The organism is Streptomyces sp. PsTaAH-137, from assembly GCF_003259365.1.
Taxonomy (GTDB): Bacteria; Actinomycetota; Actinomycetes; order Streptomycetales; family Streptomycetaceae; genus Streptomyces.
The window spans coordinates 217970-244173 of sequence record NZ_QLLY01000012.1 but is presented as its reverse complement, the minus strand read 5'-3'; the positions used below and the strand labels follow the sequence as shown (position 1 = coordinate 244173).

The window sequence follows — 26204 nt, the reverse complement described above, 5'->3', positions numbered from 1 at the left end:
GCGGCAGTGATGTTCACGTAGCCGACCCATCCCGTACATACGCGATTTCTCACGCTTCTTCACGACTTGGAGTCCCGCTGTGGGTACCCCCTTGCCGGTAACGGCGCTCGACCCGCGACGCTGGAAGGCCCTGGCCTTCATCGCGCTCGCCCAGCTGATGGTGGTCCTCGACGCCACCATCGTGAACATCGCCCTGCCGTCGGCCCAGGCCGACCTCGGCATATCCGACGGCAACCGCCAGTGGGTCATCACGGCCTACGCGCTCGCCTTCGGCGGTCTGCTCCTGTTCGGCGGCCGCATCGCCGACCTGTGGGGCCGCAAGAACACCTTCGTCACCGGCCTGATCGGCTTCGCCCTCGCCTCGGCGCTCGGCGGCGCCGCGCAGAACGAGGCCATGATGCTGGGCGCCCGCGCCCTCCAGGGTCTGTTCGGCGCGCTGCTCGCGCCCGCCGCGCTCTCCCTCCTGGCCGTCATGTTCACCGACGCCAAGGAGCGCGCGAAGGCGTTCGGTATCTACGGTGCGATCGCCGGTGGCGGTGGCGCCGTCGGCCTGATCCTCGGCGGTTTCCTCACCGAGTACCTGAACTGGCGCTGGACGTTCTTCGTGAACATCCCGTTCGCGGCCGTCGCCGTCCTCGGCGCGGTCTCCGTCATCCGTGAGCCGGCCGGCACCCGCAACCGCTCGCCGCTCGACATCCCCGGCGTCGTCCTGTCCACGCTCGGCCTGGTCTCGCTCGTCTACGGCTTCACGCGCGCCGAGTCCAACGGCTGGACGGACGCCTCCACCCTCGGCCTGTTCATCGCCGCCGTGGTCCTGCTCGCCGCGTTCGTGTTCACCGAGTCCAAGGTGAAGCACCCGCTGCTGCCGCTGCGCGTGGTCGCCAACCGCAACCGCGGCGGTGTCTACGCCTCGCTCGGTCTCGCCGTCATCGGCATGTTCGGCCTGTTCCTCTTCCTGACCTACTACCTCCAGGTCGTGAAGGGCTTCTCGCCGGTCAAGACCGGCTTCGCGTTCCTGCCGATGATCGCGGGCATGATCACGGGCTCCACCCAGATCGGCGCCCGCCTGATGACGCGGGTCCCGCCGCGCCTGCTGATGGGCCCCGGCTTCGTCGTCGCGGCGCTCGGCATGGGTCTGCTGACCCAGCTCCAGGTCGACTCCTCGTACGCCGGTCTGATCCTCCCGGCCCAGCTGCTGCTCGGCCTCGGCATGGGTACGGCGTTCATGCCCGCCATGTCGCTCGCCACCATCGGTGTCGAGGCGCGGGACGCCGGTGTGGCCTCCGCGATGATCAACACCTCGCAGCAGGTCGGCGGCGCCATCGGCACCGCTCTGCTGAACACGATCGCCGCCTCGGCCACCGCGACCTACCTCGCGGACCACGCGGCCGGCGCCCGGGGCGCGGGCGCGCAGCTGCTCCAGGCGCAGGCCATGGTGGACGGCTACACGCACGCCATCTGGTGGGCCGTCGGCATCCTGGCCGTCTCGGCCACGATCGCCTTCACGCTGATCAACACCGGCGTCCCGGGTCTGGGCCAGGCCCAGGCGTCCGGCGACACCGAGGGCGCGGAGGACGAGCTGCCGGTCCCGGTGGTCGCCCACTGACCCCGGCCGCGCGCCTCACCTGAGCAGGCTCACCCGAGCAGGCTCACCTGAGCCAGGGGAGGTCCGCCCCGGCCTCCTTCGGCTGAAGTCCCTCGGCGACGATCCGCATGATCTCGCCGAGGGACTTCTGCTGTTCCGGGTCGAGCCGGTCGAAGAGCGCGTGCCGGACCGCCGACACATGGCCCGGGGCCGTCCGCTCCAGGACGCCGAGACCCTCCTCGGTGAGCACCGCGAACTGGCCGCGCTTGTCCGAGGGACAGTCCTCGCGGCGCACCCAGCCGTTCGCCTCCAGGCGGGCGATCGCGTGCGAGAGGCGGGAACGGGTGATCTTCGCGTCCCGCGCCAGCTCCGTCATCCGCAGCCGCCTGCGCGGGGACTCGCTCAGCTTGACCAGGAGCCCGAAGTAGACGTGCGGCATCTTCGCGTCGCGCTGGAGTTGCCGGTCCAGGTGATCCTCCAGGAGCGTGGTGGCATGGAGGTACGCCCGCCAGATGTGCTGTTCGTCCTCGTCGAGCCACACCGGCTCCGTCGCGTCGTCCGCGCTGTTCTTCGGCTCCATGGCATCCATCGTAAAGACCTCCTTCTTGAATATTAAACAACTGACGGGTACTTTTGGGTACAGCAACACTTGAAACTTCAAGGAGGTCGTCGTGTCCACCCCCCTCGCCCCCGCCGAGCGCATGCCCGCGCTCTACCTCTCCCACGGCGCCCCGCCGCTCGCCGACGACGCGCTCTGGCCCGGCCAGCTCGCCGCCTGGTCGGCCGGTCTGCCGCGCCCCAAGGCGATCCTGATGGTCTCGGCGCACTGGGAGGAGGCCCCGCTCGCCCTCGGCGCCGTCGAGACGGTCCCGCTGGTCTACGACTTCTGGGGCTTCCCCGAGCACTACTACCAGGTGACGTACGGGGCTCCGGGGGCGCCCGGACTCGCCGAATCCGTACGCAAGTTGCTGCGCGCTCCGGGTACCCCGGTGCAGGACGTGCCGGACCGCGGGCTCGACCACGGCGCGTACGTCCCGCTCGTCGAGATGTACCCGGACGCCGACATCCCCGTCCTCCAGGTCTCCATGCCGACGCTCGACCCGCAGAAGCTGATGGAGATCGGGCGACGGCTCGCTCCGCTGCGGGACGAGGGGGTGCTGATCGTCGGCTCCGGGTTCTTCACGCACAATCTCGCCGCGCTGCGGCAGGGTGGCATTCCGTCGTGGTCGGCGGAGTTCGACGACTGGGGGCAGCGGGCGCTGGACGCCGGGGACGTGGACGCGCTGCTCGACTTCACGCACAAGTCGCCGGCCGGGGCGCTGGCCCATCCGCGCACCGAGCACTTCGCTCCGTTGTTCGTGACGATGGGCGCGGCCGACGCCTCCGGCGAGCTCGGGGCGCAGCGCTCCGTGATCGACGGTTTCTGGATGGGTCTTGCGAAGAGGTCGCTGCAGTTCGGGTGACGGGTTCGTGGCCGGGTGCCCGGTGCGTCGTGGCTGGTCGCGCAGTTCCCCGCGCCCCTGAGATGCGCACTTCGTGCGCCATCTCATCAAGAGAGCCGCACCTCGGTCGACAGCCTCCGGGGGAGGAGGCGCGAAGCGCCTGCCTCAGGGGCGCGGGGAACTGCGCGAGAAGGGGTCACCGGCCCGCTGGTGGTGACGGTGGTCGTCCTAGTCTCCGGGCATGACTGATGGGACCGAGGCGAGGGTCAGGGCCGGTCGCGAGAGCGATCTCGCGGCGCTGACCGAGATCTACAACGCGTACGTCCGTGACACCCCGATCACCTTCGACACCGAACCGTTCACCGTGGACGCGCGGCGCCCCTGGCTCCGCGCGCACCCGGACCACGGCCCGCACCGCCTCCTCGTCGCGGAGGAGACGGGGGATGGCGGCAGGATTCTCGGGTACGCGACATCGAGCGCGTTCCGGCCCAAGGCCGCGTACTCCACCTCGGTGGAGGTCACCGTGTACTGCGCCCCGGACGCCGGCGGACGCGGCATCGGAACACTGCTGTACGAGGCGCTGTTCACGGCGCTGGGCGGCGAGGACGTGCACCGCGCGTACGCGGGGGTGACCCAGCCCAACGAGGCGTCGGTGCGGCTGCACACCCGTTTCGGGTTCCGCCCGGTCGGTACCTACCGGGAGGTCGGGCGGAAGTTCGGCCGGTACTACGACGTGGCCTGGTTCGAGAAGGAGCTGGGCGACGGAGACAGGTGACGAAAGGCCCTGGGGGTCGTGACCTTTGCGGGGCGCACGACGGCCCGGAACAGGCAACCATCAGAGCGCCAGGGTCGTCTCAGGTGGCAGAGGCCCGCCGCCGGCCGAGGGTGACGTCACTCGCGCATCACGGCCTGACCTGCGTCTCTGTGGACCCCGGCGGCATCTCGTCGGCCTTCTCGCGCAGTGTGGCGCGACAGGGTACTGCATGATCACAAAAAAGATGGGCGGCTTGGGAATTCTGTCCGGATTCCAGGCGTTGATTCCTTCGGATGCAGGGCACCCGTGAAGGGCGACAAGCCGACCTACCACCGCAAGGGAGCACGCATGGCAACCCGTGCCGTAGCCCGTCGTAAGTCCGCCGCCTCCGGCGAGACTGATGCGGCACGCAGTGTTCGCGCCGTAGGCGGGGAGATCGCCGACCGCGACCTGGTCGGCATGTACCTCGACGAGATCGCGCGGACACCGCTGCTCGACGCCGCCAAGGAAGTAGAGCTCTCGCAGACCATCGAGGCGGGCGTGTACGCCCAGCAGATCCTCGACGGCGAGCTGGGCGATTTCGGTGACAGCGAAGCCGCAGGCAAGGCGTCCCGCGAGGAGCTGGAGGCCCTGGTCGCGGAGTCCGAGAAGGCCAAGGACATCTTCATCCGGTCGAACCTGCGGCTGGTGGTCGCGGTGGCCCGTCGCTACCCGCGCTCCGGCCTGCCCCTGCTCGACCTGATCCAGGAGGGGAACGCCGGCCTGGTGCGCGCCGTCGAGAAGTTCGACTACCGCAAGGGCTTCAAGTTCTCGACGTACGCGACGTGGTGGATCCGTCAGGCCATCACCCGTTCCATAGCCGACCAGTCCCGCACCATCCGTCTCCCCGTCCACCTGGTCGAGGAGCTGGGCCGCATCCGCCGGGTGCAGCGCGAGTTCAACCGGGAGAACGGCCGCGAGCCGGAGCCCGCGGAGATCGCCGCGCAGCTCGACAAGACGACCCCGGAGCGCGTCACCGACGTCCTGGACTGGGCCCGCGACCCGGTCTCGCTGAACATGTCGGTGGACGACGACGGCGACACCCAGTTCGGGGACCTGCTGGAGGACACCTCGGCGGTCTCCCCGGAGCAGTCGGTCCTGACCCTGCTGCGCAGCGAGGAGCTGGACGAGCTGATCGGCCGGCTCGACCAGCGCACCGCGTCGATCATCAAGATGCGGTACGGCATCGAGGACGGGCGCGAGCGCACCCTCACCGAGGTGGGCAAGGAGCACGGGCTCACCCGCGAGCGCATCCGGCAGATCGAGAAGCACGCCCTGCTGGAGCTGAAGAAGCTGGCCCGCGACACCGGTTTCGACGCCGCGGCCTGATCTTCTGGGTTGCGCCCCGTAAGGGGCGCGGGGAACTGCGCGACCAGCCACGACGAAAGCCGCGGACGCGTCTGCTCGGTACATGAGCAGACGCGTCCGCGGCTTTTCTATGGCTGAGCGCGCAGTTCCCCGCGCCCCTAAAGGGGCGCGCCCCGCACCAAGCGGCCCCCCATGTCCCGTACAGCCAGCACCAGTTCCTCCGGACCCCGGACGCGGAAGTCCAGCCCGGTCATCGCCAGGCGCACCGCCATCCACTCCACGGCGTCCGACACCGAGGCCCGCAACCGGCACCCCGAACCGTCCGGCACGACCCCCGGCACCCGCGCGGCGACGACCTCCACCGGCGCCGAGAACTCCACGTCAAGGTCGTAGGGGACCGCACCCGCGCCCCGCGACGACACCGACCGCCGGACGAACGCGGCGGCGTCCCCGTCCGGCACCTCGCGCGGAGCGAACCGAGCACCGGTCGCGAACGGTTCCGTCAGCCGGTCGACCCGGAACGTGCGCCAGGCGGCGCGATCGACGTCGTACGCCACCAGGTACCAGCGGCGCCCGGTGGAGACGAGCCGGCACGGTTCGACCAGGCGGCGCGTCTCGGAGCCGTCGGCCGCCCGGTAGTGGAAGCGCAGCCGCTCCGTGCCGGCCGTCGCCGAGGCGATCACCGTCAGGGTCTCCGGCGCGATCGTGGCGCCGTCCCCCGAGGTCAGCGGGAGCGTCGCCGCCTGGAGCGTGGCCACCCGGTGCCGCAGCCGCCCCGGCAGCACCTGCTCCAGCTTGGCCAGCGCGCGCACCGACGCCTCCTCGACCCCCTCGACCGCGTGTCCGGCCCCGGCGCGCAGCCCGACCGCGATGGCCACCGCCTCCTCGTCGTCGAGCACGAGCGGCGGCAGCGCCTTGCCCGCGACCAGCCGGTAGCCGCCGTCGGCGCCCAGCGTCGCCTGCACCGGATAGCCGAGGTCGCGCAGCCGGTCGATGTCGCGGCGCACGGTGCGGCGCGAGACCCCGAGCCGGTCGGCGAGTTCGCCGCCGGGCCATTCGCGCGGGGTCTGGAGGAGGGAGAGCAACTGGAGGAGCCGGGCCGGAGTGTCCGTCGGGGACGTACTTGGCGTCGTCATGCCTCCCAGGATGCCGGGCATCTAGGACACGATCTGACCTACATGGCTCCTACCGTCGGGACATGACCTCAACCGCAGCAACCGAACCGTCCGACGCGACCGATCCGACCGGTGCGGGTGTCGGCGACCGCCGTCGCTGGTTCGCCCTCGCCATCGTCATGACGGCGGCGTTCATGGACCTCGTGGACGTCACGATCGTGAACGTCGCCCTGCCCACCATCCAGCACGACGAGGGCGCCACCGCGGGCCAGATCCAGTGGATCACCGCCGGGTACGCGCTCGCCTTCGCGGCCCTGCTCATCACGGGCGGCCGGCTCGGTGACGTCTTCGGCCGCAAGCGGCTCTTCCTGCTCGGCATCGGCGGCTTCACCGTCGCCTCCGCGCTGTGCGGGTTCGCGGCGAACCCGGAGATGCTGGTCGCCTCCCGGATCCTCCAGGGCGGCACGGCGGCGATGATGGTGCCGCAGGTCCTGTCGATCGTGCACGCCACGTTCCCCGCGCACGAACGCGGCAAGGTCTTCGGTCTGTTCGGCGCGATCGTCGGACTCGGCGCGGTGACCGGGCCGCTGCTCGGCGCGCTGCTCACCGAGTGGAACATCGGCGGCCTGGAGTGGCGCCCGATCTTCCTGATCAACCTCCCCGTCGGCATCGCCGCCCTCGTCCTCGGCTCCCGCGTCATCACCGAGTCGAAGGCGCCGAAGGCCCTGAAGCTGGACCTGGTCGGCGTCGTCCTGGTCACCCTCGCGATGCTCGCGCTCGTCTACCCGCTGACCGAGGGCCACGAGAACGGCTGGCCGGTCTGGGGGTACGTGATGATGGCGGCCTCGGTGCTGATCGTCGGCGTCCTCGTCGCGTACGAGCGGGCCAAGACCCGGCGCGACGGCTCCCCGCTCATCGAGCTGTCCCTGTTCAAGGTGAAGAGCTTCGCGGCCGGTATCGCCGTGCAGACCGTCTTCGGCGTCACCACCGGCATCTTCTTCCTGACCTGGACGCTGTACATGCAGCTCGGCCTCGGCTGGAGCCCGCTGCGGGCGGGCCTGACCGGGGTGCCGTTCTCCGTCGCCGTGTCGGTCGCCGCCGGGATCTCGGTGCAGAAACTGGTGCCGCGCTTCGGCCGCAAGGTGCTCCAGGCGGGCGCCCTGCTGATGGCCGCCGGGGTGCTGATCTACGTATGGCAGGCCGGGCACTACGGGCTCGGGATCGCCTCCTGGCAGATGGCGCTGCCGCTGGTCGTGATGGGCCTCGGCATGGGGCTGATCGTCGCGCCGCTGACCGACGCGATCCTCTCCGAGGTGCCGCGCGAGCACGCCGGGTCGGCGTCCGGGCTGATCAACACCGTGATGCAGATGGGCAACGCGCTGGGTCTGAGCCTGGTCTCGGTCGTCTTCTTCACCGTGGTCGAGGACCATGCGGCGCAGGGCGGCGCGGCCTTCGTCGAGGGGTTCCGGAGCGCGCTGCTGTGGGCGGCCGGCATCCTCGTCGCCATCTTCCTGCTGATGTTCGCCCTGCCGAAGCGGGGTGCCTCCGGCGGTTCTGCCGAGATCGCGGAGCCGCAGCCCGATCGGGAGCTGGTCGCGGCCCCGTAAGGGGCGCGGGGAACTGCGCGAGCAACCACCCACCGGCGCGAGGACGGTGAACGACACGGGGCTCCGCCCCGGACCCCGCTCCTCAATCGCCGGAGGGGCTTGATGTCAGGCGCTGGACCCCACCCGGTCCAGCGCCTCCAGCACATGCGCCGGGCTGCCCCCGGGCGCCACGGCCCGCCCGACCTGCTGCCGGACGGCGGAGCGGACCGTGGCCCACGACCGCAGCCCCACCGGATGGAACTCGGCGTCCGGCAACTGGTGCACGAACGGCCACAGCGCCCGCTGCGCACCGTCCTCCTCCAGCTCCTCCGAATCGCTCACGGTCGCCGGCAAGGTGCCGGTGTCCGAGCCGTAGGTGCGGGCGGCCGGCGAGGTGAACAGGAACGTCAGGAACGTCTGCGCCGCCGACAGCCGGCCGTTCTGCCGGAACGCCATCAGCCAGTCGTTGAGCCCGACCGGCGGCGCGGCCCCGTCACCGTCCCGCTTGGGGAAGGGCGCGGTGGCGAACTTCAGGCCCGCCTGTCCGGCCGCCGAGAGCAGCACCGGGTGGGCGAGCAGCATCCCGGCCCGGCCCTTCAGGAACTCCGCGTACGCCTGGGTCCGGGTGAGCTTCGCCGGGTCGGCGCCCGCGAGGCCCGGCACGACCAGCTTGTCGCGCAGCCAGGTCAGCGTGGACACGTTCTCCACGGCCGCGAAGTCGTAGCCGGACAGCGAGGCGTAGCCGCCGTCGCCCGCGAGCAGCCAGGCGAGGAGTTCGTCCTCGGCGGCCTCGGGGCCGAAGGTGAGCGCGTAGGGGGTGGCCACCCCGATCCCGCGCAACGCCTCGGCGTAGGAGCGGAGTTCGTCCCAGGAGGCGGGGGCGCCGGTGAGCCCGGCCTGGTCGAACAGGGCCTTGTTGTAGAACAGGCGCGGCGCGCTGGCCTGCGTCGGAAGGCCGTACTGGACGGAGTCGACCTTGCCCGCGTCGGCGAACGAGGTGATGAAGTTCGCCTGCACCGGCACGTCGAAGAGCTGGTCGGCCGAGTGGAGCAGGCCGTCCTCGGCGTACGGCGCGAAGAAGTTGCCCTCGGAGATGTCGGGGGCGCGGCCGTCCTTGACCCGGCGGGCGAGCGTGGCGTCCAGCTTGAGGAAGGGGACGCGCTCCACCTTCACCGTGATCGCCGGGTGCTTCTTCTCGAAGGCCCGTACGGCGGCGTCCCACCGCTTCTCGATGGACGTGCCGACCGTGCCGTCGTAACCGGCGAGCAGCACGTCCAGCGTGACGGCGTCGCCGTCCCCGTCGCCGCCCGAGCCGCAGCCGCTCAGCGCCAGCGCGCCCGCCCCGCTCAGTCCCGCCGCCCGCGCCAGGAACCGCCGTCGCCGCATGTGCCATCCCCCACTGATCGCTTGATGGCACATTGTGCCACACGGGCATATTCTGACGTTGTGGCAGGTGTGGCCGCAGAAGCGGCTCCACCGCCCGGTACATCCCCGACGAAGTGGAGCCCCTGATGAACGACCTGACCGGCAAGACCGTCCTCGTCTCCGGCGGAGCCCGTGGCATCGGCGCCGAGATCGCCCGGCGCACGGTGGCCGCGGGCGGCGCCGTGGTGATCGGCGACGTACTCGACGACGAGGGCCGGGCGCTCGCCGCCGAGCTGGGCGAGCGGGCGCGTTCCGTGACCCTCGACGTGACCTCGGAGGAGGCGTGGCAGGCGGCCGTGGCGTACGCGGTCCAGGAGTTCGGCGGCCTGCACGGCCTCGTCAACAACGCCGGGGTCTCCACCGGGACGCCCCTGGAGCAGGAGAGCGTGGAGCACTTCCGCAAGGTCGTCGACATCAACCTGGTCGGCGTCTTCGCGGGCATGCGGACCGCGATCCCGGCGATGAGGGAGGCGGGCGGCGGCTCGATCGTGAACATCTCCTCGGCCGCCGGGCTGATGGGGCTCGCGCTCACCTCCTCGTACGGGGCCTCGAAGTGGGCCGTGCGCGGCCTCACCAAGATCGCGGCGGTGGAGCAGGGCACGGCGAGGATCCGGGTCAACTCGGTGCACCCCGGCATGACGTACACCCCGATGACCGCCCAGCTCGGCATCCCGCGCGGCGACGGCGGCTACCCGAACACCCCGATGGGCCGGGTCGGCGAGGCCGAGGAGATAGCGGCCGCCGTGGTGTTCCTGCTGTCGGACGACGCCGCGTACGTGACCGGCGCCGAGCTGGCGGTGGACGGCGGCTGGACCACGGGCCCGACGGTCAAGTACGTCATGGGGCAGTAGCGAGGGACGTCCGGCAGTGCCCGTTTGTGTCTGCCTGATGCCCGAGTCTGTTTACTTCCTGGAAATTTGGTCGTAGCCTGCCAGTGAAGCAACAGATTCGGGCACAGTCGCAGGCGAAAGCACAGGTATACGGGCATGTACGCACCGGAGCGTCAGCAGGAGATCCTCCGACTCGCGCGGGACGGCGGCCGGGTCGACGTGCTGTCCCTCGCCGAGGAGTTCCAGGTCACCGCCGAGACGATCCGGCGCGACCTGAAGGCCCTGGACCGTGCCGGACTCGTCCGCCGGGTGCACGGCGGCGCCATCCCGGCGGGCCGCCTCGACTTCGAGCCCGATCTCGCCGAGCGCGAGTCCACCGCAGCCGACGAGAAGGACCGCATCGCCCGCGCCGCGCTCGCCGAGCTGCCGGCCGAGGGCAGCGTCGTCCTGGACGCCGGTTCCACGGTCGCCCGGCTCGCGGCCGCGCTGCCGCCGGAGTCCGGCCTCACCGTCGTCACCCACTCGCTGCCCATCGCGGCCCGCCTCGCCGACCACCCCGGCATCCAGCTCCACCTCGTCGGCGGCCGGGTCCGCAACCGCACCCGCGCCGCCGTCGACGCCTGGGCGCTGCGGGCCTACGGCGAGATCCGCGCCGACGTCGTCCTGCTCGCGGCCAACGGCTTCTCGGTCGCCTCCGGGCTGACGACCCCCGACCTGGCCGAGGCCGCCGTCAAGCGGGCCGCCGTCGCCGCGGCCCGCCGGGTCGTGCTGCTCGCCGACTCCGGCAAGCACGGCCAGGAGCACTTCGCCCGCTTCGGCGACCTCGCCGACGTCGACCTGCTGATCACGGACACCGGCCTCGGCGACGAGGACGCGGCCGCGATCGAGGCGGGCGGCACGGAGGTGATCCGCGCATGACGCGCGCCTCCCGTACCCCGGCACCCGTACCCCAGCACTGGACAGCGGCATGATCCTCACCGTCACCCCCAACCCCTCCCTCGACCGGACCTACGAGATCCCCGGCCTCGACCGCGGCGAGGTCGTCCGCGCCGCGGGCGAGCGCGTGGACCCGGGCGGGAAGGGGGTCAACGTCTCCCGGGCGGCCGCCGCCGCCGGTGCCCCCACTCTCGCGGTCCTGCCCCTGGGCGGCGCCCCCGGCGCCCTGGTCGCCGACCTCCTCGACGCGCAGGGCATCGCGGTCGCCCCGGTCCCCGTCGCGGGCCAGACCCGTTCGAACATCGCGCTCGCCGAGCCGGACGGCACCCTGACGAAGATCAACGCCCCCGGTCCCGAACTGACCTTCCACGAAGCCGAGTCGCTGCTCGCCACGGTGGCGGAGCGCTCGGCCGGCGCCGACTGGATCGCCTGCTGCGGCAGCCTCCCGCGCGGCCTCGCCCCGTCCTGGTACGCGGAGTTGGTGGCCCGCGCGCACGACGCCGGTGCCCGGATCGCCCTCGACACCTCGGGGCCCGCCCTGCTCGCGGCCCTCAAGGAGCGCCCCGACGTCGTCAAGCCGAACGCCGAGGAGCTCGCCGAGGCCGTCGGCCGCCCGCTCACCACGATCGGCGACGCCGTCGCGGCGGCCGAGGAGCTGCGCGCGGCGGGCGCCGCCGCCGTCCTCGCCTCCCTCGGCGCCGACGGGCAGCTCCTGGTCGAGGCGTCCGGCACCTGGTACGCGACCGCCCCGGCGGCCGTCGTCCGCAGCAACGTCGGCGCGGGCGACTCCTCGCTCGCCGGATTCCTCATCGCGGGCGGCGAGGGCCCCGAGGCCCTGGCCTCGGCAGCGGCCCACGGCGCGGCGGCGGTCCAGCTCCCGGGCAGCGCGATGCCGACCCCGGGCGACCTGGCGCCGGACGCGGTGACGCTGACGACGGAGATCCCGTGGACCCGCGTCCTGAAGGAGCCGGCGGGATGAGCCCCGCCAGAGGCGCGAGCGGCCACGACGGCGCCGTACGTACCGACGACGGATCAGGCCCCGTCAGGGGCGCGGGGAACTGCGCGACCAGCCACCCACAGCCCGCACCCGCCGACAGACGAGCCACCCCCCACCCCCGTAGGCAAAGGAGCCCGCGATGACCACCCCCCAGATGATCACCGCGGACCTGGTCGACCTCGACCTGTCCGCCGAGACGAAGGAAGAGGCGGCCCGCTCCCTGGCGGAGCGCATGGTGGCGCAGGGCCGGGTGACGGACCTGGACGGCTTCCTGGCCGACGTGGCGGCGCGGGAGGCCCAGATGCCGACCGGCCTGGACGGCGGCATCGGCATCCCCCACTGCCGCAGCACCCACGTCACCGAGCCCACCCTCGCCTTCGGCCGCGCACCCCACGGCATCGACTTCGGCGCCCCGGACGGCCCGGCCGACCTGATCTTCCTGATCGCGGCCCCCGCCGGAGCGGACGACGCCCACCTGACGATCCTCTCCGCGCTGGCCCGCCAGCTGATGGACGAGGACTTCAAGGCGGCCCTGCGCGCGGCGACCGACGCCGACCAGACCGCGGCCCTGATCCGCGGCGACGCCGAGGCGCCCCCGGAAGCGGAGCCGGAGCCGGAAACCGGGCCCCAGCAGCCCGCCCCGGCCGACACGTTCAAGATCGTCGCCGTCACCTCCTGCCCCACCGGCATCGCCCACACCTACATGGCGGCCGAGTCCCTGGAGAACACGGCCCGCGACACCGACGGGGTCGAACTCGTCGTCGAGACCCAGGGCTCGGCCGGCTTCACCCGGCTCGACCCGGCGGTCATCGCGGCGGCGGACGGCGTGATCTTCGCGCACGACGTCCCCGTACGGGAGAAGGAACGCTTCGCCGGAAAGCCGACGGTCGACGTCGGCGTGAAGGCGGGCATCAACCGCCCCGCCGAACTCATCACCGAGGTGCGCGGCAAGGCGGCCCGCGGCGAGATCACCGCCGGGGCCGGAACCGATCCGTCATCCACAGCTGTGGACAACTCCGGTGAAGCCGGGGACGGATACGGGACAAAGCTCCGTAAATGGCTGATGTCCGGCGTCAGTTACATGGTGCCCTTCGTGGCCGCCGGAGGTCTGCTCATCGCGCTCGGTTTCGCGATCGGCGGCTACAAGATCGCCGACGTGAAGGTCGAGACGCTGCTCAACAGCTTCGACTGGACCTCGTCGACGAGCTGGGCGGCGCTCCTCTTCTACACCGGCCAGGCCGCCTTCGCCTTCCTCGTGCCGGTCCTGGCCGGCTACATCGCGTACGGCATGGCGGACCGGCCGGGACTCGTGCCCGGCTTCGTCGGCGGCTCCATCGCGCTGACCGTGAACGCGGGCTTCCTCGGCGGCCTCGCGGCGGGCCTCATCGCGGGCGGCGTCGTCATGGCGATCCAGAAAGTGAACGTTCCGGCGGTGCTGCGCGGCATCATGCCGGTCGTCGTGATCCCGCTGCTCTCGTCGATCGCCGTCGGCTTCCTGATGTTCGTCGTCATCGGCAAGCCGATCGCCTCGCTCCAGAGCGGTCTCACCGACTGGCTGGACTCGCTGTCCGGCGCCAACGCGCTGCTGCTCGGCGCCCTGCTCGGCCTGATGATGTGCTTCGACCTGGGCGGCCCGCTGAACAAGGTCGCCTACGCCTTCGCGGTCGGCGGTCTCGCCGACCCCACCGACGGCTCGCTGAAGATCATGGCCGCCGTGATGGCCGCCGGCATGGTGCCGCCGCTGGCGATGGCCCTGGCCACCACCGTGCGCGGCAAGCTCTTCACCCGCTCCGAGCGGGAGAACGGCAAGGCGGCCTGGGTGCTCGGCGCCTCCTTCATCACCGAGGGCGCCATCCCGTTCGCCGCGGCCGACCCGCTGCGCGTCATCCCCGCATCCATGGCGGGCGGCGCCGTCACCGGCGCCCTGTCGATGGCCTTCGGCTGCACCCTGCGCGCCCCGCACGGCGGCATCTTCGTGGTCCCGCTGATCGGCAACCCCTGGCTCTACCTCGTCGCCGTCGCGGCCGGGGTCCTCGTCGCCGCCGCGCTGGTGATCGCACTGAAGGGGATGCGCAAGAACGCGCCGCGGGAGGACGGGGCGGCGGCCCCGGCGGCGCCCGAGAAGACGCAGGTCCCGGCCGCGGTCTGAACCGACCGGCGCGGAGGGCGACTTCACAGCGGGTTCCCGGAGTTGGGTGGAACTGTCCGTTACCGCGCGTACTGCGAACACTGTGAATACTGTGAACACTGCGAGATACGTCACGGTCCGGGACCAAAGTCCCGGACTGTGGTGTTCACTGGACCGCATGCCTGAGCACGTGTCGATCCTTCAGCAGATAGGCCTGGCGGCGCTCGCGCTCGTCACCGTGGCCTGGGTGGTCGGTCTGGTCCGCCTGGTACGTGTCGTCGCCGTCGCCCCGCCGGAGCCGCCCCGCCGACTGCCGCTGGGCGCGCTGCCCGGCCAGGCGCAGGCGCCGGCCGTGGAATCGGTGCCGCTGACCGCCGACGAACAGGACGCGTTCGCCGGCCTGGTCCGGCAGTTCAGCCGCCGCTAGGGCCTGTCTCCCAGATCCTTCCTGCCCCGCGACGCCTGGCACGCGCTCTCGCCGCACCGGGCACAAGGCCGAGTACGCCCAGTACGAGGCCTCGCACCCGGCGCGCCGAGAGCACGCACCAGCCGCCGCAGGGCCCGCCCTCCGGGCGGACGGAGGGATCTGAGAGACAGGCCCCAGCCGCCCGTGGGCGCCGTGGTCAGCGGCGGACCCGTGCGGCGGCCCGCCGCTCGATCGCGGCCCGGGCGGCCTCCTGGTTCAGATAGACCTCGCACATGTGGGAGCCGTCCGGCGTCGCCGTGTGCTCGACCTCCCAGAGGCTGACCTCGCAGCCGTCGTGCAGCAGGAACGCGTGCTCGTACAGCGAGAAACCCGGGCTGAGCCGACGGCCGAACGCCTGGGTGATCTGGTGCGCGCAGGCCTCCCGCAGCAGTCTCGCGGTGCCGGGGCCCGGCCGCGTCTCCACCTCCGGGTTCTCCGCGCGGCGCAGCAGGCGGCGGGCGTGGTCGACGGAGCTGTCCGGATCGGCGGGCCCGAAGGTGGGCCGCTGCGGCGGGATCGGGGGCAGCTGCACGTGAGCGCCGGGGGAGTCGATGTCCTCGGAGAGGCCGGTGAACCCGGTGACCCCAGTGGACCCAGTGAACCCGGTGAGCCCGGTGAATTCCGAGAACTCGGGGAGCCCGGGGGCCTCGGTGAATCCGGCTGATTCGGTGAATCCGGCGGACTCGGGACGGTCGTGGCTGTCGGGCGCCTCTGCGCAGGTGAAGCCCGTGAAGGTCTCGGTGGTGACGGACACGTCGAGGTCGAAGCCGGGGGCGGCCTCCGGCGGCATCGGCAGCCGGCCGGTCGCCAGATGGACCTCGTCCGCGGTGACGTAGACCTCGTGCTGGGTGACGCCGTCCCGGCCGGTGTTGTGCACCAGCTCCCACAGGGTCAGCGGGCTGCCGTCGACGAGCAGCCAGGTGTGCCGGTACGTCTCGCGGTGCAGGCCCGCGCTGTGGTGGGCCGAGTGCAGGGAACTGTCGTACGCCAGCGCGCAGTCGATGCCCTCCAGCGTCTCGTCCGGCAGCTCGAAGGAGTTGATCGAACGGCCCAGAAGGCGCGCCAGATGCTCCTCGGGTGACCTGTGAGACGGGGCGTCGTACGGGTGGCAGGACTCGTCGTCGTACGGAACGCTCAAGACACCTCCCGGCATCGCTGCATGTCACCTGGTGGGTGCATACCGTAGCGCCTCGGTCGGACATCGTGTCCGTGAAATCGCAAACAGGCAACGGGATTTGGCTGTGCTCCCGCGCCCCTTCAACGTGCGGGCCGTGCAGGATGTTCCTGCACGGCCCCTCTGTTCCCGGGGAGGGGCGAGAACCGGTCAGGCGGCGCTGCCGGCCGTCCACTGGCTCCACGGCATGTTCCAGCCATTGAGGCCGTTGTCCGGGGAGATCGTGCGGTCGTGGGAGTTCTTCACCACGACGACGTCACCGACGAGGGAGTTGTCGAAGAACCACTTGGCCGTCGTGTCGCCGCCCGCGCCCCGCACGTCCTGGAGCCCGACGCAGCCGTGGCTGGTGCCCTGCGAGCCGAAGATGCCGGGCGAGCTCCAGTAGTTGCCGTGGATGAACGTGCCCGACTGCGACAGCCGCATCGCGTGCGGCACGTCCGCGATGTCGTACTCGCCGCCGAAGCCGACCGTGTCGCCGTTCATGCGCGTCTGCACGAACTTCTCGGAGATCACCATCTGCCCGTTGTAGGTGGGGTGGGCCGCGCCGCCGGTCGAGACCGGGACCGCCTTGAGCGTCTGCCCGTCGCGCACCACGGTCATCTTCTGCGTGTTCACGTCGACGGTGGAGACCTGGGCGCGGCCGACGGTGAACGTGACCGTCTTGTCCTGCACGCCGTGGACGCCCTTCGCCCCCTCGACCCCGTCGAGGTCGATCTTCATCGTGACCTTGGAACCGGCCTTCCAGTACTCCTCGGGCCGGAAGTCGAGCCGCTGCCCGCTGAACCAGTGGCCCACGACCTGCTGCCCGCTGCTGGACGTCACCTTGATGTGCGCCTGCACGTCCTTCTTGTTCGTGATCGCCTTGTCGAACGTGAACGACACCGGCATGCCCACGCCGACCGTCGTGCCGTTGTCGGGCGTGTACGTGCCGATGAAGCTGTTCGCCGTGGTCACCGTCGTGAAGATGGAGTTGGCGGCGGCCGTGTCCCCGTCGCCGTCCTTGGCGGTCGCCGATATGCGGTACTTGGTGCCGCGCTCCAGCTGCTCCTTCGGCTTCCAGGACGCGCCGTCCGCGGCGATGGTCCCGGCGACCTCCTTGCCGCCGGCCTCCTCCGTCATCTTCACCTTCGTGATCTTGCCGTCGGCGACCTTCACGCCCGTGGCGTTGATGGAGGCGCTGGTGGAGCCGTCCTTCGCGGAGATGGTGATCCGCGGGGCGTCCGTGCCCTCCCCGCCCTTCTTGTTGTCCGCGGTGGCGCTGCCGCCGCAGGCCGTGAGGGTCAGTGCGCCGAGGGCGAGGGCGGCCCCGATGACGGCTTTGTTCTGCCTGCTCACGGTCTGCTCCTTCTGCTGTCTTCTACGTCTTTTCAGGTGGTCCCGGCTGTTTCTCCGGTAAGGGGAGAGAGTCCGAGAAGACCGGAAGAGTTCCTTCCGTTTGTTGTGAAGGCAGCCACAGGGACAGTCCTGTTACGTCTGTTACGCAACCGTCCTACGCCTCGCCCTCGGCCTGCTCACGTGTCTCGTAGAGGTCGCGGTACGCGAGGTGCGTCCCGCCGGGGGTGACCGTCGACTCCGCCGCCCGCACCGCCCGCACGATCGCCCGCGTGACCAGGTCCGCGCCCGCCGCCAGGATCTCGTTCAGCGCCAGCGGGTTCGCGGCGTCGAGCGGCCGCTCCCCGGTGGCGAGGGCGAAGACCGTGTCGCCGTCGTTGAGCAGGTGGACGGGGCGCACGGCCCGCGCGATGCCGTCGTGCGCGGTCCCCGCCACCTTCTGCGCCTGGGCGCGGGTCAGATCGGCGTCGGTGGCCACGACGGCGAGCGTGGTGTTCAGCGGCGGCGGCGCCTGCCGGGCCGGGTCCGGGTCGGGGTCCGGGGCCGGAGCCTTGGCCGGGCCGGAAAGCGCCGCCTGCCGCTCGGACAGCGGTGCCGGGCCGTGCGCCGCCTCGGCCTGTGCCCGGACGTGGGCCAGCCGCCGCCCGGCCGCCTCGTGCACGGCGGGGGAGGGGTACGTCACCGGGCCGCTCCCCGCGAAGAAGTCCCCGTACAGCGCCCCCGTCGCCGGATCGATCGCCGACCCGGCCGCATTGGCGACGACCAGCACCCCGACCGTGATCCCCGAGTCGAGCACCGTCGACGCGGTGCCGATGCCGCCCCGCACCGGCCCGACGAGCGCTCCGGTGCCCGCACCGACGTTCCCCTCCTGGACCGGCGCCCCGAGATCGCTCCCCGCGGCGGCCTCCACCGCGGCGCGGCCCGTGCCGGCCCCGGGCCGCGCCCGCCAGTCGCCGCCCCGGCCCAGATCGAACACGGTCGCCGCCGGAACCACCGGCACCACCTGCCCGGGACCGCCCACCGGCACCCCGCGCCCCTGCTCCTCCAGCCAGGCCACGACCCCCGACGCCGCGTCGAGCCCGAACGCGCTGCCGCCCGTCAACGTGATCGCCTCGATCCGCTGCACCAGATTGCGCGGATCGAGCGCGTCGGTCTCCCGGGTGCCGGGCCCGCCGCCCCGCACATCGACCGCGGTGACCGCACCCCCCTCGGGAGCGAGCACCACCGTGGTCCCGGTCAGAAAGCCGTCCCCCGCACACGTGGCATGCCCCACGCGCAGCCCGCGGACATCGGTCAGAGCGTCATGGATGAGCGTCATGGGCCATGCCTAGCACGGCACTTGGCCCACCGGGCCGCCTCGCCGAGCGGTCCGTCCGCCGTGCCCTCCTACCAGCTAGCCGCCTGCGCCTCCTGCTCCTTCCGTCCGCCCCGCGCCGACAACGCCGTCCCCACCGCCACCGTCACCGTCGTCACGATCCCCGCCGCGAGGACCGCCCAGTGCCCGGCGAACGTGCAGGCGAGCACCGCCAGCGCGCTGACCGGCAGCGTCAGCTGCTGGGCGAGGCCCACCTTGAAGAACCGCGCGTGCAAGGCCCACACCATGACCAGGAACACCGCGCACGGGACCGTCACGGCGGCGGACGCGGCCGTGCGGCTCAGGTGCGCCTCGCCGACGGCCTGCTCGACCGCGACCTCGATGCCCGCCCCGATCGCCGCCGCCGACGCGAAGATCAGGTAGTGGCCGTATCCCCAGACGAACGCCTGGCGGTTGTCGTGCAGCCGGTCGTGGATCGGCACCGCGAAGTAGATCCACCAGGCCGCGAAGACGATCAGCAGCCCGCCGGCCGCGATCGGCAGGAGTTCGCCGAGCGCGTCGTGCTCCTGGATGCCCGACTTCACCGCGACCGTCGCCGCGGCGATCGTCTCGCCGATCACGATGATGGTGAACAGGCCGTACCGCTCGGCGATGTGGTGCGCGTGCCAGGACGTCTGCCGGTCCCGCTCGGCGAAGACGGGCACGCACATCTCGAGGACGGCCATGGCCAGGAAGATCCAGCTCTGCACGGCCCAGTCGGGGGTGAGCATCAGTGCCAGCCAGCCCACCTGGCACACCAGCACCCCGCCCGCGTACCGCAGGGCGACCTTCCGCTCCGCCCCGCTGCTCGACCGGGCGGCGCGCAGCCAGTGCGCCGCCATGGCGACCCGCATGATCAGGTATCCGAGCCAGACGATGGTGAAGTCGTCGTCCTCGAAGGCGCGGGAGACACCCGCCGCGAGCACCAGCACACCCGCGATCTGGACGAGGGTGACGACCCGGTAGATCACGTCGTCGTTGTCGTAGGCGGAGGCGAACCAGGTGAAGTTCATCCAGGCCCACCAGATGGCGAAGAAGATCCGCGCGTAGTTGATGACGCCGCTGCCCGTGTGCCCCTCGGCGATGGCGTGCACCAGCTCCACCCCGCCCTGGGCGACCGCCACGACGAAGCACAGGTCGAAGAACAGCTCCAGCGACGAGGCCACCCGGTGCTGCTCGTCCCGCCCCCGCTCGACCATGCGACGCACGGGCGAGAGCCGGGCCGACGCCTGGTGCGAGGGTGAGCTGCTGGGTGCCGGGGACGCGTGGTGTGCCTGTGCCGCGTGGTGCGCGGTCGGGTCTTGGTGCCGGTCCTGGTGCGGGCCCTGGTGCGGGTGCGGATCGTGTGGTGTGGACGACGTCATGGGCCAAGCACAGCAGATCAGCGGCACGATGCGCGGACACCACGGACGAACGGGCGCCCCCGATGCGCCGCGGCCGGCAGGACCTTGGTCGCCCTCCGCCCCGTACTTTCGGGGCGCCCGGCACCCGACCAAGTCCCCTTACGCCCCGTTTACCCCGGCGAGACGCTTGAGGAGCAACACCCGTCAGGAATCCCCTCCTCACCACCAGGAACACGTCATGAGTCCTGCCGTCAGGGACGCCGCCGCGGTCGACGACGTCACTTCGTCCTATGACCCGGGTCAGTACCGCCCGGGCCGCACCATCACCGACTGGGAACCCGAGAACGACCTCTTCTGGAAGTCGATCGGCAAGCGGGTCGCCACCCGCAACCTCTGGATCGCCGTCCCCGCACTCCTCGTGGCCTTCGTGGTGTGGCAGGTGTGGAGCGTCACCGCGACGAACCTGGCCGACGTCGGCTTCAGCTTCAGCACCTCCCAGCTGTTCTGGCTGACCGCGATCCCGGGCCTCACCGGCGGTACGGCCCGGATCTTCTACACGTTCCTCGGCCCGCGCATCGGGCAGCGCCGCTTCACCGCGCTGTCCACCCTGGTCCTGGTGGTCCCGCTGATCTGGCTCGGCTTCGCCGTGCAGGACACCGGCACCCCGTACGCCGTGATGGTCGCCATCGCCGCCCTCTGCGGCTTCGGCGGAGCCAACTTCGCCTCCTCGCTCGCGAACATCGGCTTCTTCTTCCCCAAGCGGGAGAAGGGCAACGCGACCGGCATCAACGGCGGCCTCGGCAACCTCGGCGTCTCCGTCGTCCAGCTGCTCACCCCGATCGTCATCACCAGCTCGGTCATCGCGCTCGGCTCCGCCCAGCACAAGGCCGATGGCACTCCCGTCTACCTCCAGAACGCCGCGTTCCTCTGGGTGCCCGTGCTGCTGGTCCTGGCCGTGATCGCCTGGTTCGGCCAGAACGACCTCAAGGTCGCCTCCACCCCCTTCAAGCAGCAGAAGGTCATCTTCAAGCGCAAGCACAACTGGCTGATGACCTGGCTCTACGTCGGCACCTTCGGCTCCTTCATCGGCTTCGCCGCCGCCCTGCCGATGCTGATCAAGACCACCTGGACCCCGATCGACGCGGCCTACACCGCCGCCACCTACGCCTGGATCGGCCCGGCCGTCGGCGCCCTCGCCCGCTGGGGCGGCGGCTGGCTCGGCGACAAGCTGGGCGGCGCGCGCGTCACGATCATCTCGTTCGTCGGCATGGCCGCCTCGATCATCGGCGTCATCAACTTCATGCCGTCGAACGGCGCCGGCGGCTCCTTCTGGGGCTTCCTCGCCTGCTTCTACCTGGCGTTCCTCTTCAGCGGCGTCGGCAACGGCTCCACGTTCCGCCAGATCCCCGTGATCTTCCGCGGGCAGCACCTGAAGAACCTCACGGAGGGCACGCCCGAGTACACGAAGGCGCTCAAGCAGGCGGAGATGGAGTCCGGCGCCGTCACCGGATTCACGTCGGCGATCGCCGCCTACGGGTTCTTCTTCATCCCCGCGATGTTCGCAAACTTCGCGGTCACCAGCGCCCTGTGGTGCTTCGTGGGCTTCTACGCCACCTGTATCGCCGTCTGCTGGTGGTTCTACGCCCGCAAGAGCGCCGAGGCCCCGAGCTGACTTTTTGCGGAAAATCTTGTGAATGCGTTCACAAGGAAACCTGGGTCGAAAGTCCCGGACAAAACCGCAGTTCAGAGAGTGAATCCCCGTCGCTGCCGCCCCAAAAGTGGGTCCAATGGTCCCGAATTCAGGACCATTGCGGCCCCCGGCGGCGGCGTGACGGGAGTCCAATGAATACGTAGCAACGAACCGGTCGAAGAGATGGGGAAGGTGCCGCAGATGACTGCCACTCCCGCGGAGAAGACGACGGAAACCACGACGCACGGCGAGGCCTGGGACGGCTTCAAGGGGGGCCTGTGGCGCGACGCCGTCGACGTCCGCGACTTCGTCCAGCAGAACTACACCCCCTACGAGGGCGACGGCTCCTTCCTCGCCGGCCCGACCGAGCGCACCACCGCCGTGTGGGACAAGCTCCTCTCGATGTTCCCGACGGAGATCGAGCGCGGCGTCCACGACGTGGACGTGAAGACCCCGTCCCGCATCGACGCCTTCAAGCCCGGCTACATCGACGGCGACGCCAAGGACCACAAGGACCTCATCGTCGGCCTCCAGACGGACGGCGCGCTCAAGCGCGCGATCATGCCGAACGGCGGCTGGCGCATGGTCGAGGGCGCCCTCAACGCCTACGGCTACGACGCCGACCCCGAGGTCAGGGAGATCTACACCCATCTCCGCAAGACCCACAACGAAGGCGTCTTCGACGCCTACACCCCCGAGATCCGCGCCTGCCGCTCCTCCGGCATCATCACCGGCCTGCCCGACGCCTACGGCCGCGGCCGCATCATCGGCGACTACCGCCGCGTCGCCCTCTACGGCGTCGACCGGCTCATCGCCGCCAAGGAGGCCGACAAGGACCGGCTCGCCGCCGAGTGGCCGACCGAGCACGTCATCCGCGACCGCGAGGAGATCTCCGAGCAGATCAAGGCGCTGGCCGAACTCAAGGCGATGGCGATGTCGTACGGCTACGACATCTCCGGCCCGGCCCGCACCGGCCGCGAGGCCGTCCAGTGGCTGTACTTCGGCTACCTCGCCGCCGTGAAGGAGCAGAACGGCGCGGCCATGTCGATCGGCCGCATCGACAACTTCCTGGACATCTACCTCCAGCGCGACATCGACAACGGCCTCATCACCGAGTCCGAGGCCCAGGAGTTCATCGACGACTTCGTCATCAAGCTCCGCATCGTCCGCTTCCTGCGCACCCCCGAGTACAACGACCTCTACTCCGGCGACCCGACCTGGGTCACCTGGTCGATGGCCGGCATCGGCGAGGACGGCCGCCCGCTGGTCTCGCGCACCACCTTCCGCGCCCTCCAGACCCTCTACAACCTCGGCCCGGCCCCCGAGCCGAACCTGACGGTCTTCTGGTCGCGCGATCTGCCCAAGGGCTTCAAGGACTTCGCCTCCCAGGTCGCCATCGACAGCTCGGCCATCCAGTTCGAGTCCGACGACCTGATGCGCCCCAAGTACGGCGACGACACCGCCATCGCCTGCTGCGTCTCCGCGATGGCCGTCGGCAAGCAGATGCAGTTCTTCGGCGCCCGCGTGAACGTCGCCAAGGCCCTGCTCTACGCGATCAACGGCGGCCGCGACGAGAAGACCGGCAAGCGCGTCGTCGAGGGCTTCGAGCCCGTCGAGGGCGACTACCTGGACTACGACACCGTCGCCGAGCGCTACGACGCGATGCTGGACTGGCTGGCGAAGACGTACGTCCACGCGCTCAACGTCATCCACTACATGCACGACAAGTACGCCTACGAGCGCATCGAGATGGCCCTGCACGACCAGGAGATCCTGCGCACCATGGCGTGCGGCATCGCGGGTCTGTCCGTCGCCGCCGACTCCCTCTCGGCGATCAAGCACGCCAAGGTCAAGGTGATCCGCGACGAGACCGGCCTCGCCGTCGACTACGAGATCGAGGGCGACTACCCGGCCTACGGCAACAACGACGACCGCGCCGACCGGATCGCCAAGGCGATCGTCCACGGCTTCATGGAGAAGGTCCGCAAGCACCCGACCTACCGGGACGCGGTCCACACCCAGTCCGTCCTGACGATCACCTCGAACGTCGTCTACGGCAAGAAGACCGGCAACACCCCGGACGGCCGCCGCGCCGGCATGCCGTTCGCCCCCGGCGCCAACCCGATGAACGGGCGCGACGAGCACGGCTACATCGCCTCCGCGCTGTCCGTCGCGAAGCTGCCCTACGACGACGCCGAGGACGGCATCTCGCTGACCAACACGATCACCCCGGACGCCCTGGGCCGCACGCCCACCGAGCGGATCGGCAACCTCTCCGGCGTGCTCGACGGCTTCATGGCCAGCGACGGCTTCCACATGAACGTCAACGTCCTCGACAAGGCGACCCTGGAGGACGCCATGGAACACCCGGAGAACTACCCGCAGTTGACCATCCGGGTCTCCGGCTACGCGGTGAACTTCGTCCGACTGACGCGCGAGCAGCAGCTGGACGTCATCAACCGCACCTTCCACGGCTCCCTGTGAGCCGGTCCTCCTGACCGAGACAGCCGGAACCGCACGAGGAGGAACGTCATGACCACGCTGCTCACCCAGAACCTGACCGCGAACGACGCCGCCACCCCGGCCGCCGCCGCGACGCACCGCCCCACCGAGGGCTCGGTGCACTCCTGGGACCTGTCGACCGGCGTCGACGGACCGGGCACACGGTTCGTGACGTTCCTCTCCGGCTGCCCCCTGACCTGCCTGTACTGCCACAACCCCGACACCTGGCGGATGCGCAACGGCAAGCGCACCTCGGCCGACGCGATCGTCGCGGAAGCCGCCAAGTACACCCGGTTCATCGAGGCGGCGGGCGGCGGCGCCACCATCAGCGGCGGCGAACCCCTCCTCCAGCCCGTCTTCGCCGGTGAACTGCTGCACCGCTTCAAGCACGAACTGGGCCTGCACACCGCCCTGGACACCTCGGGCTTCCTCGGTGTGCGCGCCACCGACGCCCTGCTGCGCGACGTGGACCTGGTGCTGCTCGACATCAAGTCCTGGGACCGCGCCACCTACAAGAAGGTCACCGGCCGCCCGCTGCAGCCCACCCTCGACTTCGCGCACCGCCTCGCCGACCTCGGCAAGAACGTCTGGGTGCGCTTCGTGCTCGTCCCCGGCCTGACCGACGACCCCGCCAACATCGAGGGTGTCGCCGCCTTCGCCGGCTCCCTGGGCAATGTCTCCCGGGTCGACGTGCTGCCCTTCCACAAGCTGGGCGAGGCGAAGTGGGAGGCGCTCGGCAAGACCTTCACCCTGCACGACACCCCGTCGCCCACCCCCGAGCAGGTCGCCAGCGCCAAGTCGATCTTCGAGGCCCACGGCCTCCGGGCGGTCTGAGCCTGCTGCGCCGGGCGCGACGTACCCTTGAGCCATGAGCAGCACCGCCCCCGACCCCAAGAAGCGTGAGCCGAAGAAGCGTGACCCGAAGGCCGCGCTGATCTTCGACGATCCGCTGTCGGCCCAGTCCGCGGACGACTCGGACCACGGGTGGGGCGAGAGGCCGACGGCGTCCGACAACAGCGCCGCCGACCTGGCCCGCTTCCTCGACGAGAAGCCGCCCCACCACATCTGATCCGCTACGGGGTGTCGTGCCCCGTACCCCGGCCCCGCTGCGCGACGAGCGCGTCGCGGATCTCCTTGAGGACCTCCAGCTCGGAGACCTCGATCGTCTCCTGGGCGCCTTCCTTGGCCGCCTTCCGGGCCGCGGCCCTGGCCAGGTACTTGGCCATCGGCAGCACCATCAGGAAGTAGACCACCGCGGCGGTGATCAGGAAGCTGAGGACGGCGCTGAGCACCGTGCCCCACATGATCGGGATGCCGCTCGTGACCTCCCCCGCCGCGTTCACCTTGCAGGGGTCCTTCAGGCACGAGCTGTACTGGTCGAGGTCCTGGGTGCCGAACGCACCGACCAGCGGATTGATCACGCCCTTGACCACGGAGTTCACGACGTTCGTGAACGCGGCGCCGATGACGACCGCGACCGCGAGGTCGACCACGTTGCCACGGAGCAGGAAGGCCTTGAAGCCCTCCAGGACGCTTGTCTTTTCCTCGGTCACTCTGGAGCCCTTCTCGACATGTGGGGGAGGGGTGCGAGACCCCCGCGTCACCTAAGACGGGCCGTTCCGGGCATGTCCAATTTTGTACCCCGCGCGGGTGACCACAGCGCAAGGCCGTCGCAATTCCGCTCACCACACCGTCACCGCCAGCCGGGACGCGGCCCCCGCGCCCGCGAGTCGCGTGGCCGTCGCGCGCTCCACCGACAGCACGACCAGCGCCCCGCCGTCGGCCGCGACGTCCCCCGGCGCTCCGGACCGCGCCGCCCTCGGCACCGAGACGACCCGCGCCCCGGAGGCCAGCACCCGCACGCCCGGCACCCCGTCCGCCCGCGCCGCCACCACGTCGACCCGGTCGCCGGGCCGCAACAGCCGCACCGCCCCCGCGTCCGCGATCCGCACCGGCGCCGACACCACCGCCGCCTTGCGCGCCGCACCCGCCCGCTCACCCGGCGGCGCCTGCGCCCGCTCGTGCCCGTGCTCCTGACCCGGCGGCCCCGACGACGGCACCGCGGCCACCAACGCCGCGGCCGTCAGGGCGAGTCCGGCACCGACCAGGGCCCGCCGCCGACGCCCCGCGCCGGACCGCCACCGCCCACCCCGCACCCGTACCGGAGCGAAGGCGGGCACCACCGACGTCGGCGGAGC

23 protein-coding genes are annotated in these 26204 nt (G+C 71.1%); 14 read left to right on the top strand and 9 right to left on the bottom strand.

Going from position 1 to position 26204, the window contains the following annotated elements:
- The first annotated feature begins 79 nt into the window (after positions 1-79).
- Positions 80-1606, top strand: coding sequence for an MFS transporter (locus K377_RS26535; protein ID WP_111666023.1), 1527 nt, complete (start codon positions 80-82; stop codon positions 1604-1606).
- Between the two features lie 43 nt (positions 1607-1649).
- Here K377_RS26535 and K377_RS26530 read toward each other — a convergent pair whose 3' ends face one another.
- Positions 1650-2165 (bottom strand): MarR family winged helix-turn-helix transcriptional regulator, encoded by a 516-nt coding sequence (locus tag K377_RS26530; RefSeq protein ID WP_111666022.1) that lies wholly within the window; start codon positions 2163-2165, stop codon positions 1650-1652.
- A 121-nt stretch (positions 2166-2286) separates the two neighbouring features.
- Between K377_RS26530 and K377_RS26525 the strand changes: the two genes are divergently transcribed.
- The 3 genes from K377_RS26525 (at position 2287) to K377_RS26515 (ending at position 5149) form a co-directional block, all read left to right on the top strand.
- Positions 2287-3048, top strand: coding sequence for a dioxygenase (locus K377_RS26525; RefSeq protein ID WP_111666070.1), 762 nt, complete (start codon positions 2287-2289; stop codon positions 3046-3048).
- A gap of 220 nt (positions 3049-3268) precedes the next feature.
- Positions 3269-3802 (top strand): GNAT family N-acetyltransferase, encoded by a 534-nt coding sequence (locus K377_RS26520; protein WP_111666021.1) that lies wholly within the window; start codon positions 3269-3271, stop codon positions 3800-3802.
- Positions 3803-4129: 327 nt separating this feature from the next.
- Positions 4130-5149 (top strand): RNA polymerase sigma factor RpoD/SigA, encoded by a 1020-nt coding sequence (locus tag K377_RS26515; RefSeq protein WP_111666069.1) that lies wholly within the window; start codon positions 4130-4132, stop codon positions 5147-5149.
- A 137-nt stretch (positions 5150-5286) separates the two neighbouring features.
- Here K377_RS26515 and K377_RS26510 read toward each other — a convergent pair whose 3' ends face one another.
- Positions 5287-6264: a YafY family protein gene (locus tag K377_RS26510; protein ID WP_111666068.1), complete on the bottom strand. Its 978-nt coding sequence runs from the start codon at positions 6262-6264 to the stop codon at positions 5287-5289.
- A 62-nt stretch (positions 6265-6326) separates the two neighbouring features.
- Between K377_RS26510 and K377_RS26505 the strand changes: the two genes are divergently transcribed.
- Positions 6327-7850: an MFS transporter gene (locus tag K377_RS26505; RefSeq protein WP_111666020.1), complete on the top strand. Its 1524-nt coding sequence runs from the start codon at positions 6327-6329 to the stop codon at positions 7848-7850.
- Between the two features lie 105 nt (positions 7851-7955).
- On the opposite strand, the gene K377_RS26500 is transcribed toward K377_RS26505, so the two are convergent.
- Positions 7956-9215: an extracellular solute-binding protein gene (locus K377_RS26500; protein ID WP_237551697.1), complete on the bottom strand. Its 1260-nt coding sequence runs from the start codon at positions 9213-9215 to the stop codon at positions 7956-7958.
- Between the two features lie 125 nt (positions 9216-9340).
- Between K377_RS26500 and K377_RS26495 the strand changes: the two genes are divergently transcribed.
- From K377_RS26495 to K377_RS26475, 5 genes are all read left to right on the top strand, one after another.
- A complete protein-coding gene (locus tag K377_RS26495; protein ID WP_111666019.1) occupies positions 9341-10105 on the top strand; it encodes a glucose 1-dehydrogenase in 765 nt (254 codons plus the stop codon).
- 135 nt (positions 10106-10240) lie between these two features.
- On the top strand, positions 10241-11002 hold the full coding sequence (locus tag K377_RS26490; RefSeq protein WP_111666018.1) for a DeoR/GlpR family DNA-binding transcription regulator: 762 nt from the start codon (positions 10241-10243) through the stop codon (positions 11000-11002).
- 49 nt (positions 11003-11051) lie between these two features.
- Positions 11052-11999, top strand: a complete 948-nt coding sequence (gene pfkB, locus K377_RS26485) for a 1-phosphofructokinase (RefSeq protein WP_111666017.1) — start codon at positions 11052-11054, stop codon at positions 11997-11999.
- 157 nt (positions 12000-12156) lie between these two features.
- Positions 12157-14166, top strand: coding sequence for a fructose-specific PTS transporter subunit EIIC (locus K377_RS26480; RefSeq protein ID WP_111666016.1), 2010 nt, complete (start codon positions 12157-12159; stop codon positions 14164-14166).
- 157 nt (positions 14167-14323) lie between these two features.
- Entirely contained in the window at positions 14324-14572 is a 249-nt protein-coding gene (locus K377_RS26475; RefSeq protein ID WP_111666015.1) for a hypothetical protein, read from the top strand.
- A 196-nt stretch (positions 14573-14768) separates the two neighbouring features.
- Here K377_RS26475 and K377_RS26465 read toward each other — a convergent pair whose 3' ends face one another.
- From K377_RS26465 to K377_RS26450, 4 genes are all read right to left on the bottom strand, one after another.
- Positions 14769-15749: a DUF6227 family protein gene (locus K377_RS26465; protein ID WP_237551696.1), complete on the bottom strand. Its 981-nt coding sequence runs from the start codon at positions 15747-15749 to the stop codon at positions 14769-14771.
- A 186-nt stretch (positions 15750-15935) separates the two neighbouring features.
- On the bottom strand, positions 15936-17120 hold the full coding sequence (locus tag K377_RS26460) for an Ig-like domain-containing protein (RefSeq protein ID WP_111666013.1): 1185 nt from the start codon (positions 17118-17120) through the stop codon (positions 15936-15938).
- Between the two features lie 154 nt (positions 17121-17274).
- Positions 17275-18435 (bottom strand): P1 family peptidase, encoded by a 1161-nt coding sequence (locus K377_RS26455; protein ID WP_111666012.1) that lies wholly within the window; start codon positions 18433-18435, stop codon positions 17275-17277.
- Between the two features lie 68 nt (positions 18436-18503).
- The gene (locus K377_RS26450; protein WP_111666011.1) at positions 18504-19670 is read right to left on the bottom strand and encodes a low temperature requirement protein A; all 1167 of its coding nucleotides are present in this window, start codon (positions 19668-19670) and stop codon (positions 18504-18506) included.
- 382 nt (positions 19671-20052) lie between these two features.
- Between K377_RS26450 and K377_RS26445 the strand changes: the two genes are divergently transcribed.
- From K377_RS26445 to K377_RS26430, 4 genes are all read left to right on the top strand, one after another.
- Positions 20053-21486, top strand: a complete 1434-nt coding sequence (locus K377_RS26445; RefSeq protein ID WP_202455419.1) for a NarK family nitrate/nitrite MFS transporter — start codon at positions 20053-20055, stop codon at positions 21484-21486.
- 219 nt (positions 21487-21705) lie between these two features.
- Entirely contained in the window at positions 21706-23988 is a 2283-nt protein-coding gene (gene pflB / locus K377_RS26440) for a formate C-acetyltransferase (RefSeq protein ID WP_111666065.1), read from the top strand.
- A gap of 48 nt (positions 23989-24036) precedes the next feature.
- On the top strand, positions 24037-24840 hold the full coding sequence (pflA, locus tag K377_RS26435; RefSeq protein ID WP_111666010.1) for a pyruvate formate-lyase-activating protein: 804 nt from the start codon (positions 24037-24039) through the stop codon (positions 24838-24840).
- Positions 24841-24874: 34 nt separating this feature from the next.
- Positions 24875-25075: a hypothetical protein gene (locus K377_RS26430; protein ID WP_111666009.1), complete on the top strand. Its 201-nt coding sequence runs from the start codon at positions 24875-24877 to the stop codon at positions 25073-25075.
- Positions 25076-25079: 4 nt separating this feature from the next.
- On the opposite strand, the gene mscL is transcribed toward K377_RS26430, so the two are convergent.
- Positions 25080-25559, bottom strand: coding sequence for a large conductance mechanosensitive channel protein MscL (gene mscL, locus K377_RS26425; protein WP_111666008.1), 480 nt, complete (start codon positions 25557-25559; stop codon positions 25080-25082).
- A gap of 129 nt (positions 25560-25688) precedes the next feature.
- The gene (locus tag K377_RS26420; RefSeq protein WP_111666064.1) at positions 25689-26186 is read right to left on the bottom strand and encodes a hypothetical protein; all 498 of its coding nucleotides are present in this window, start codon (positions 26184-26186) and stop codon (positions 25689-25691) included.
- Positions 26187-26204 lie beyond the last annotated feature (18 nt).

Bases quoted from the DNA above. Each gene is read 5' to 3' on its own strand.
- K377_RS26450 (WP_111666011.1), bottom strand. From the start codon at position 19,670: ATGGTCGAGCGGGGGCGGGACGAGCAGCACCGGGTGGCCTCGTCGCTG.
- pflB (WP_111666065.1), top strand. From the start codon at position 21,706: ATGACTGCCACTCCCGCGGAGAAGACGACGGAAACCACGACGCACGGC.
- K377_RS26445 (WP_202455419.1), top strand. From the start codon at position 20,053: ATGAGTCCTGCCGTCAGGGACGCCGCCGCGGTCGACGACGTCACTTCG.
- K377_RS26490 (WP_111666018.1), top strand. From the start codon at position 10,241: ATGTACGCACCGGAGCGTCAGCAGGAGATCCTCCGACTCGCGCGGGAC.
- pflA (WP_111666010.1), top strand. From the start codon at position 24,037: ATGACCACGCTGCTCACCCAGAACCTGACCGCGAACGACGCCGCCACC.
- K377_RS26515 (WP_111666069.1), top strand. From the start codon at position 4,130: ATGGCAACCCGTGCCGTAGCCCGTCGTAAGTCCGCCGCCTCCGGCGAG.
- K377_RS26430 (WP_111666009.1), top strand. From the start codon at position 24,875: ATGAGCAGCACCGCCCCCGACCCCAAGAAGCGTGAGCCGAAGAAGCGT.
- K377_RS26505 (WP_111666020.1), top strand. From the start codon at position 6,327: ATGACCTCAACCGCAGCAACCGAACCGTCCGACGCGACCGATCCGACC.
- K377_RS26500 (WP_237551697.1), bottom strand. From the start codon at position 9,215: ATGCGGCGACGGCGGTTCCTGGCGCGGGCGGCGGGACTGAGCGGGGCG.
- K377_RS26475 (WP_111666015.1), top strand. From the start codon at position 14,324: ATGCCTGAGCACGTGTCGATCCTTCAGCAGATAGGCCTGGCGGCGCTC.
- K377_RS26480 (WP_111666016.1), top strand. From the start codon at position 12,157: ATGACCACCCCCCAGATGATCACCGCGGACCTGGTCGACCTCGACCTG.
- K377_RS26495 (WP_111666019.1), top strand. From the start codon at position 9,341: ATGAACGACCTGACCGGCAAGACCGTCCTCGTCTCCGGCGGAGCCCGT.
- K377_RS26525 (WP_111666070.1), top strand. From the start codon at position 2,287: ATGCCCGCGCTCTACCTCTCCCACGGCGCCCCGCCGCTCGCCGACGAC.
- K377_RS26455 (WP_111666012.1), bottom strand. From the start codon at position 18,435: ATGACGCTCATCCATGACGCTCTGACCGATGTCCGCGGGCTGCGCGTG.
- K377_RS26530 (WP_111666022.1), bottom strand. From the start codon at position 2,165: ATGGAGCCGAAGAACAGCGCGGACGACGCGACGGAGCCGGTGTGGCTC.
- pfkB (WP_111666017.1), top strand. From the start codon at position 11,052: ATGATCCTCACCGTCACCCCCAACCCCTCCCTCGACCGGACCTACGAG.
- K377_RS26520 (WP_111666021.1), top strand. From the start codon at position 3,269: ATGACTGATGGGACCGAGGCGAGGGTCAGGGCCGGTCGCGAGAGCGAT.
- K377_RS26510 (WP_111666068.1), bottom strand. From the start codon at position 6,264: ATGACGACGCCAAGTACGTCCCCGACGGACACTCCGGCCCGGCTCCTC.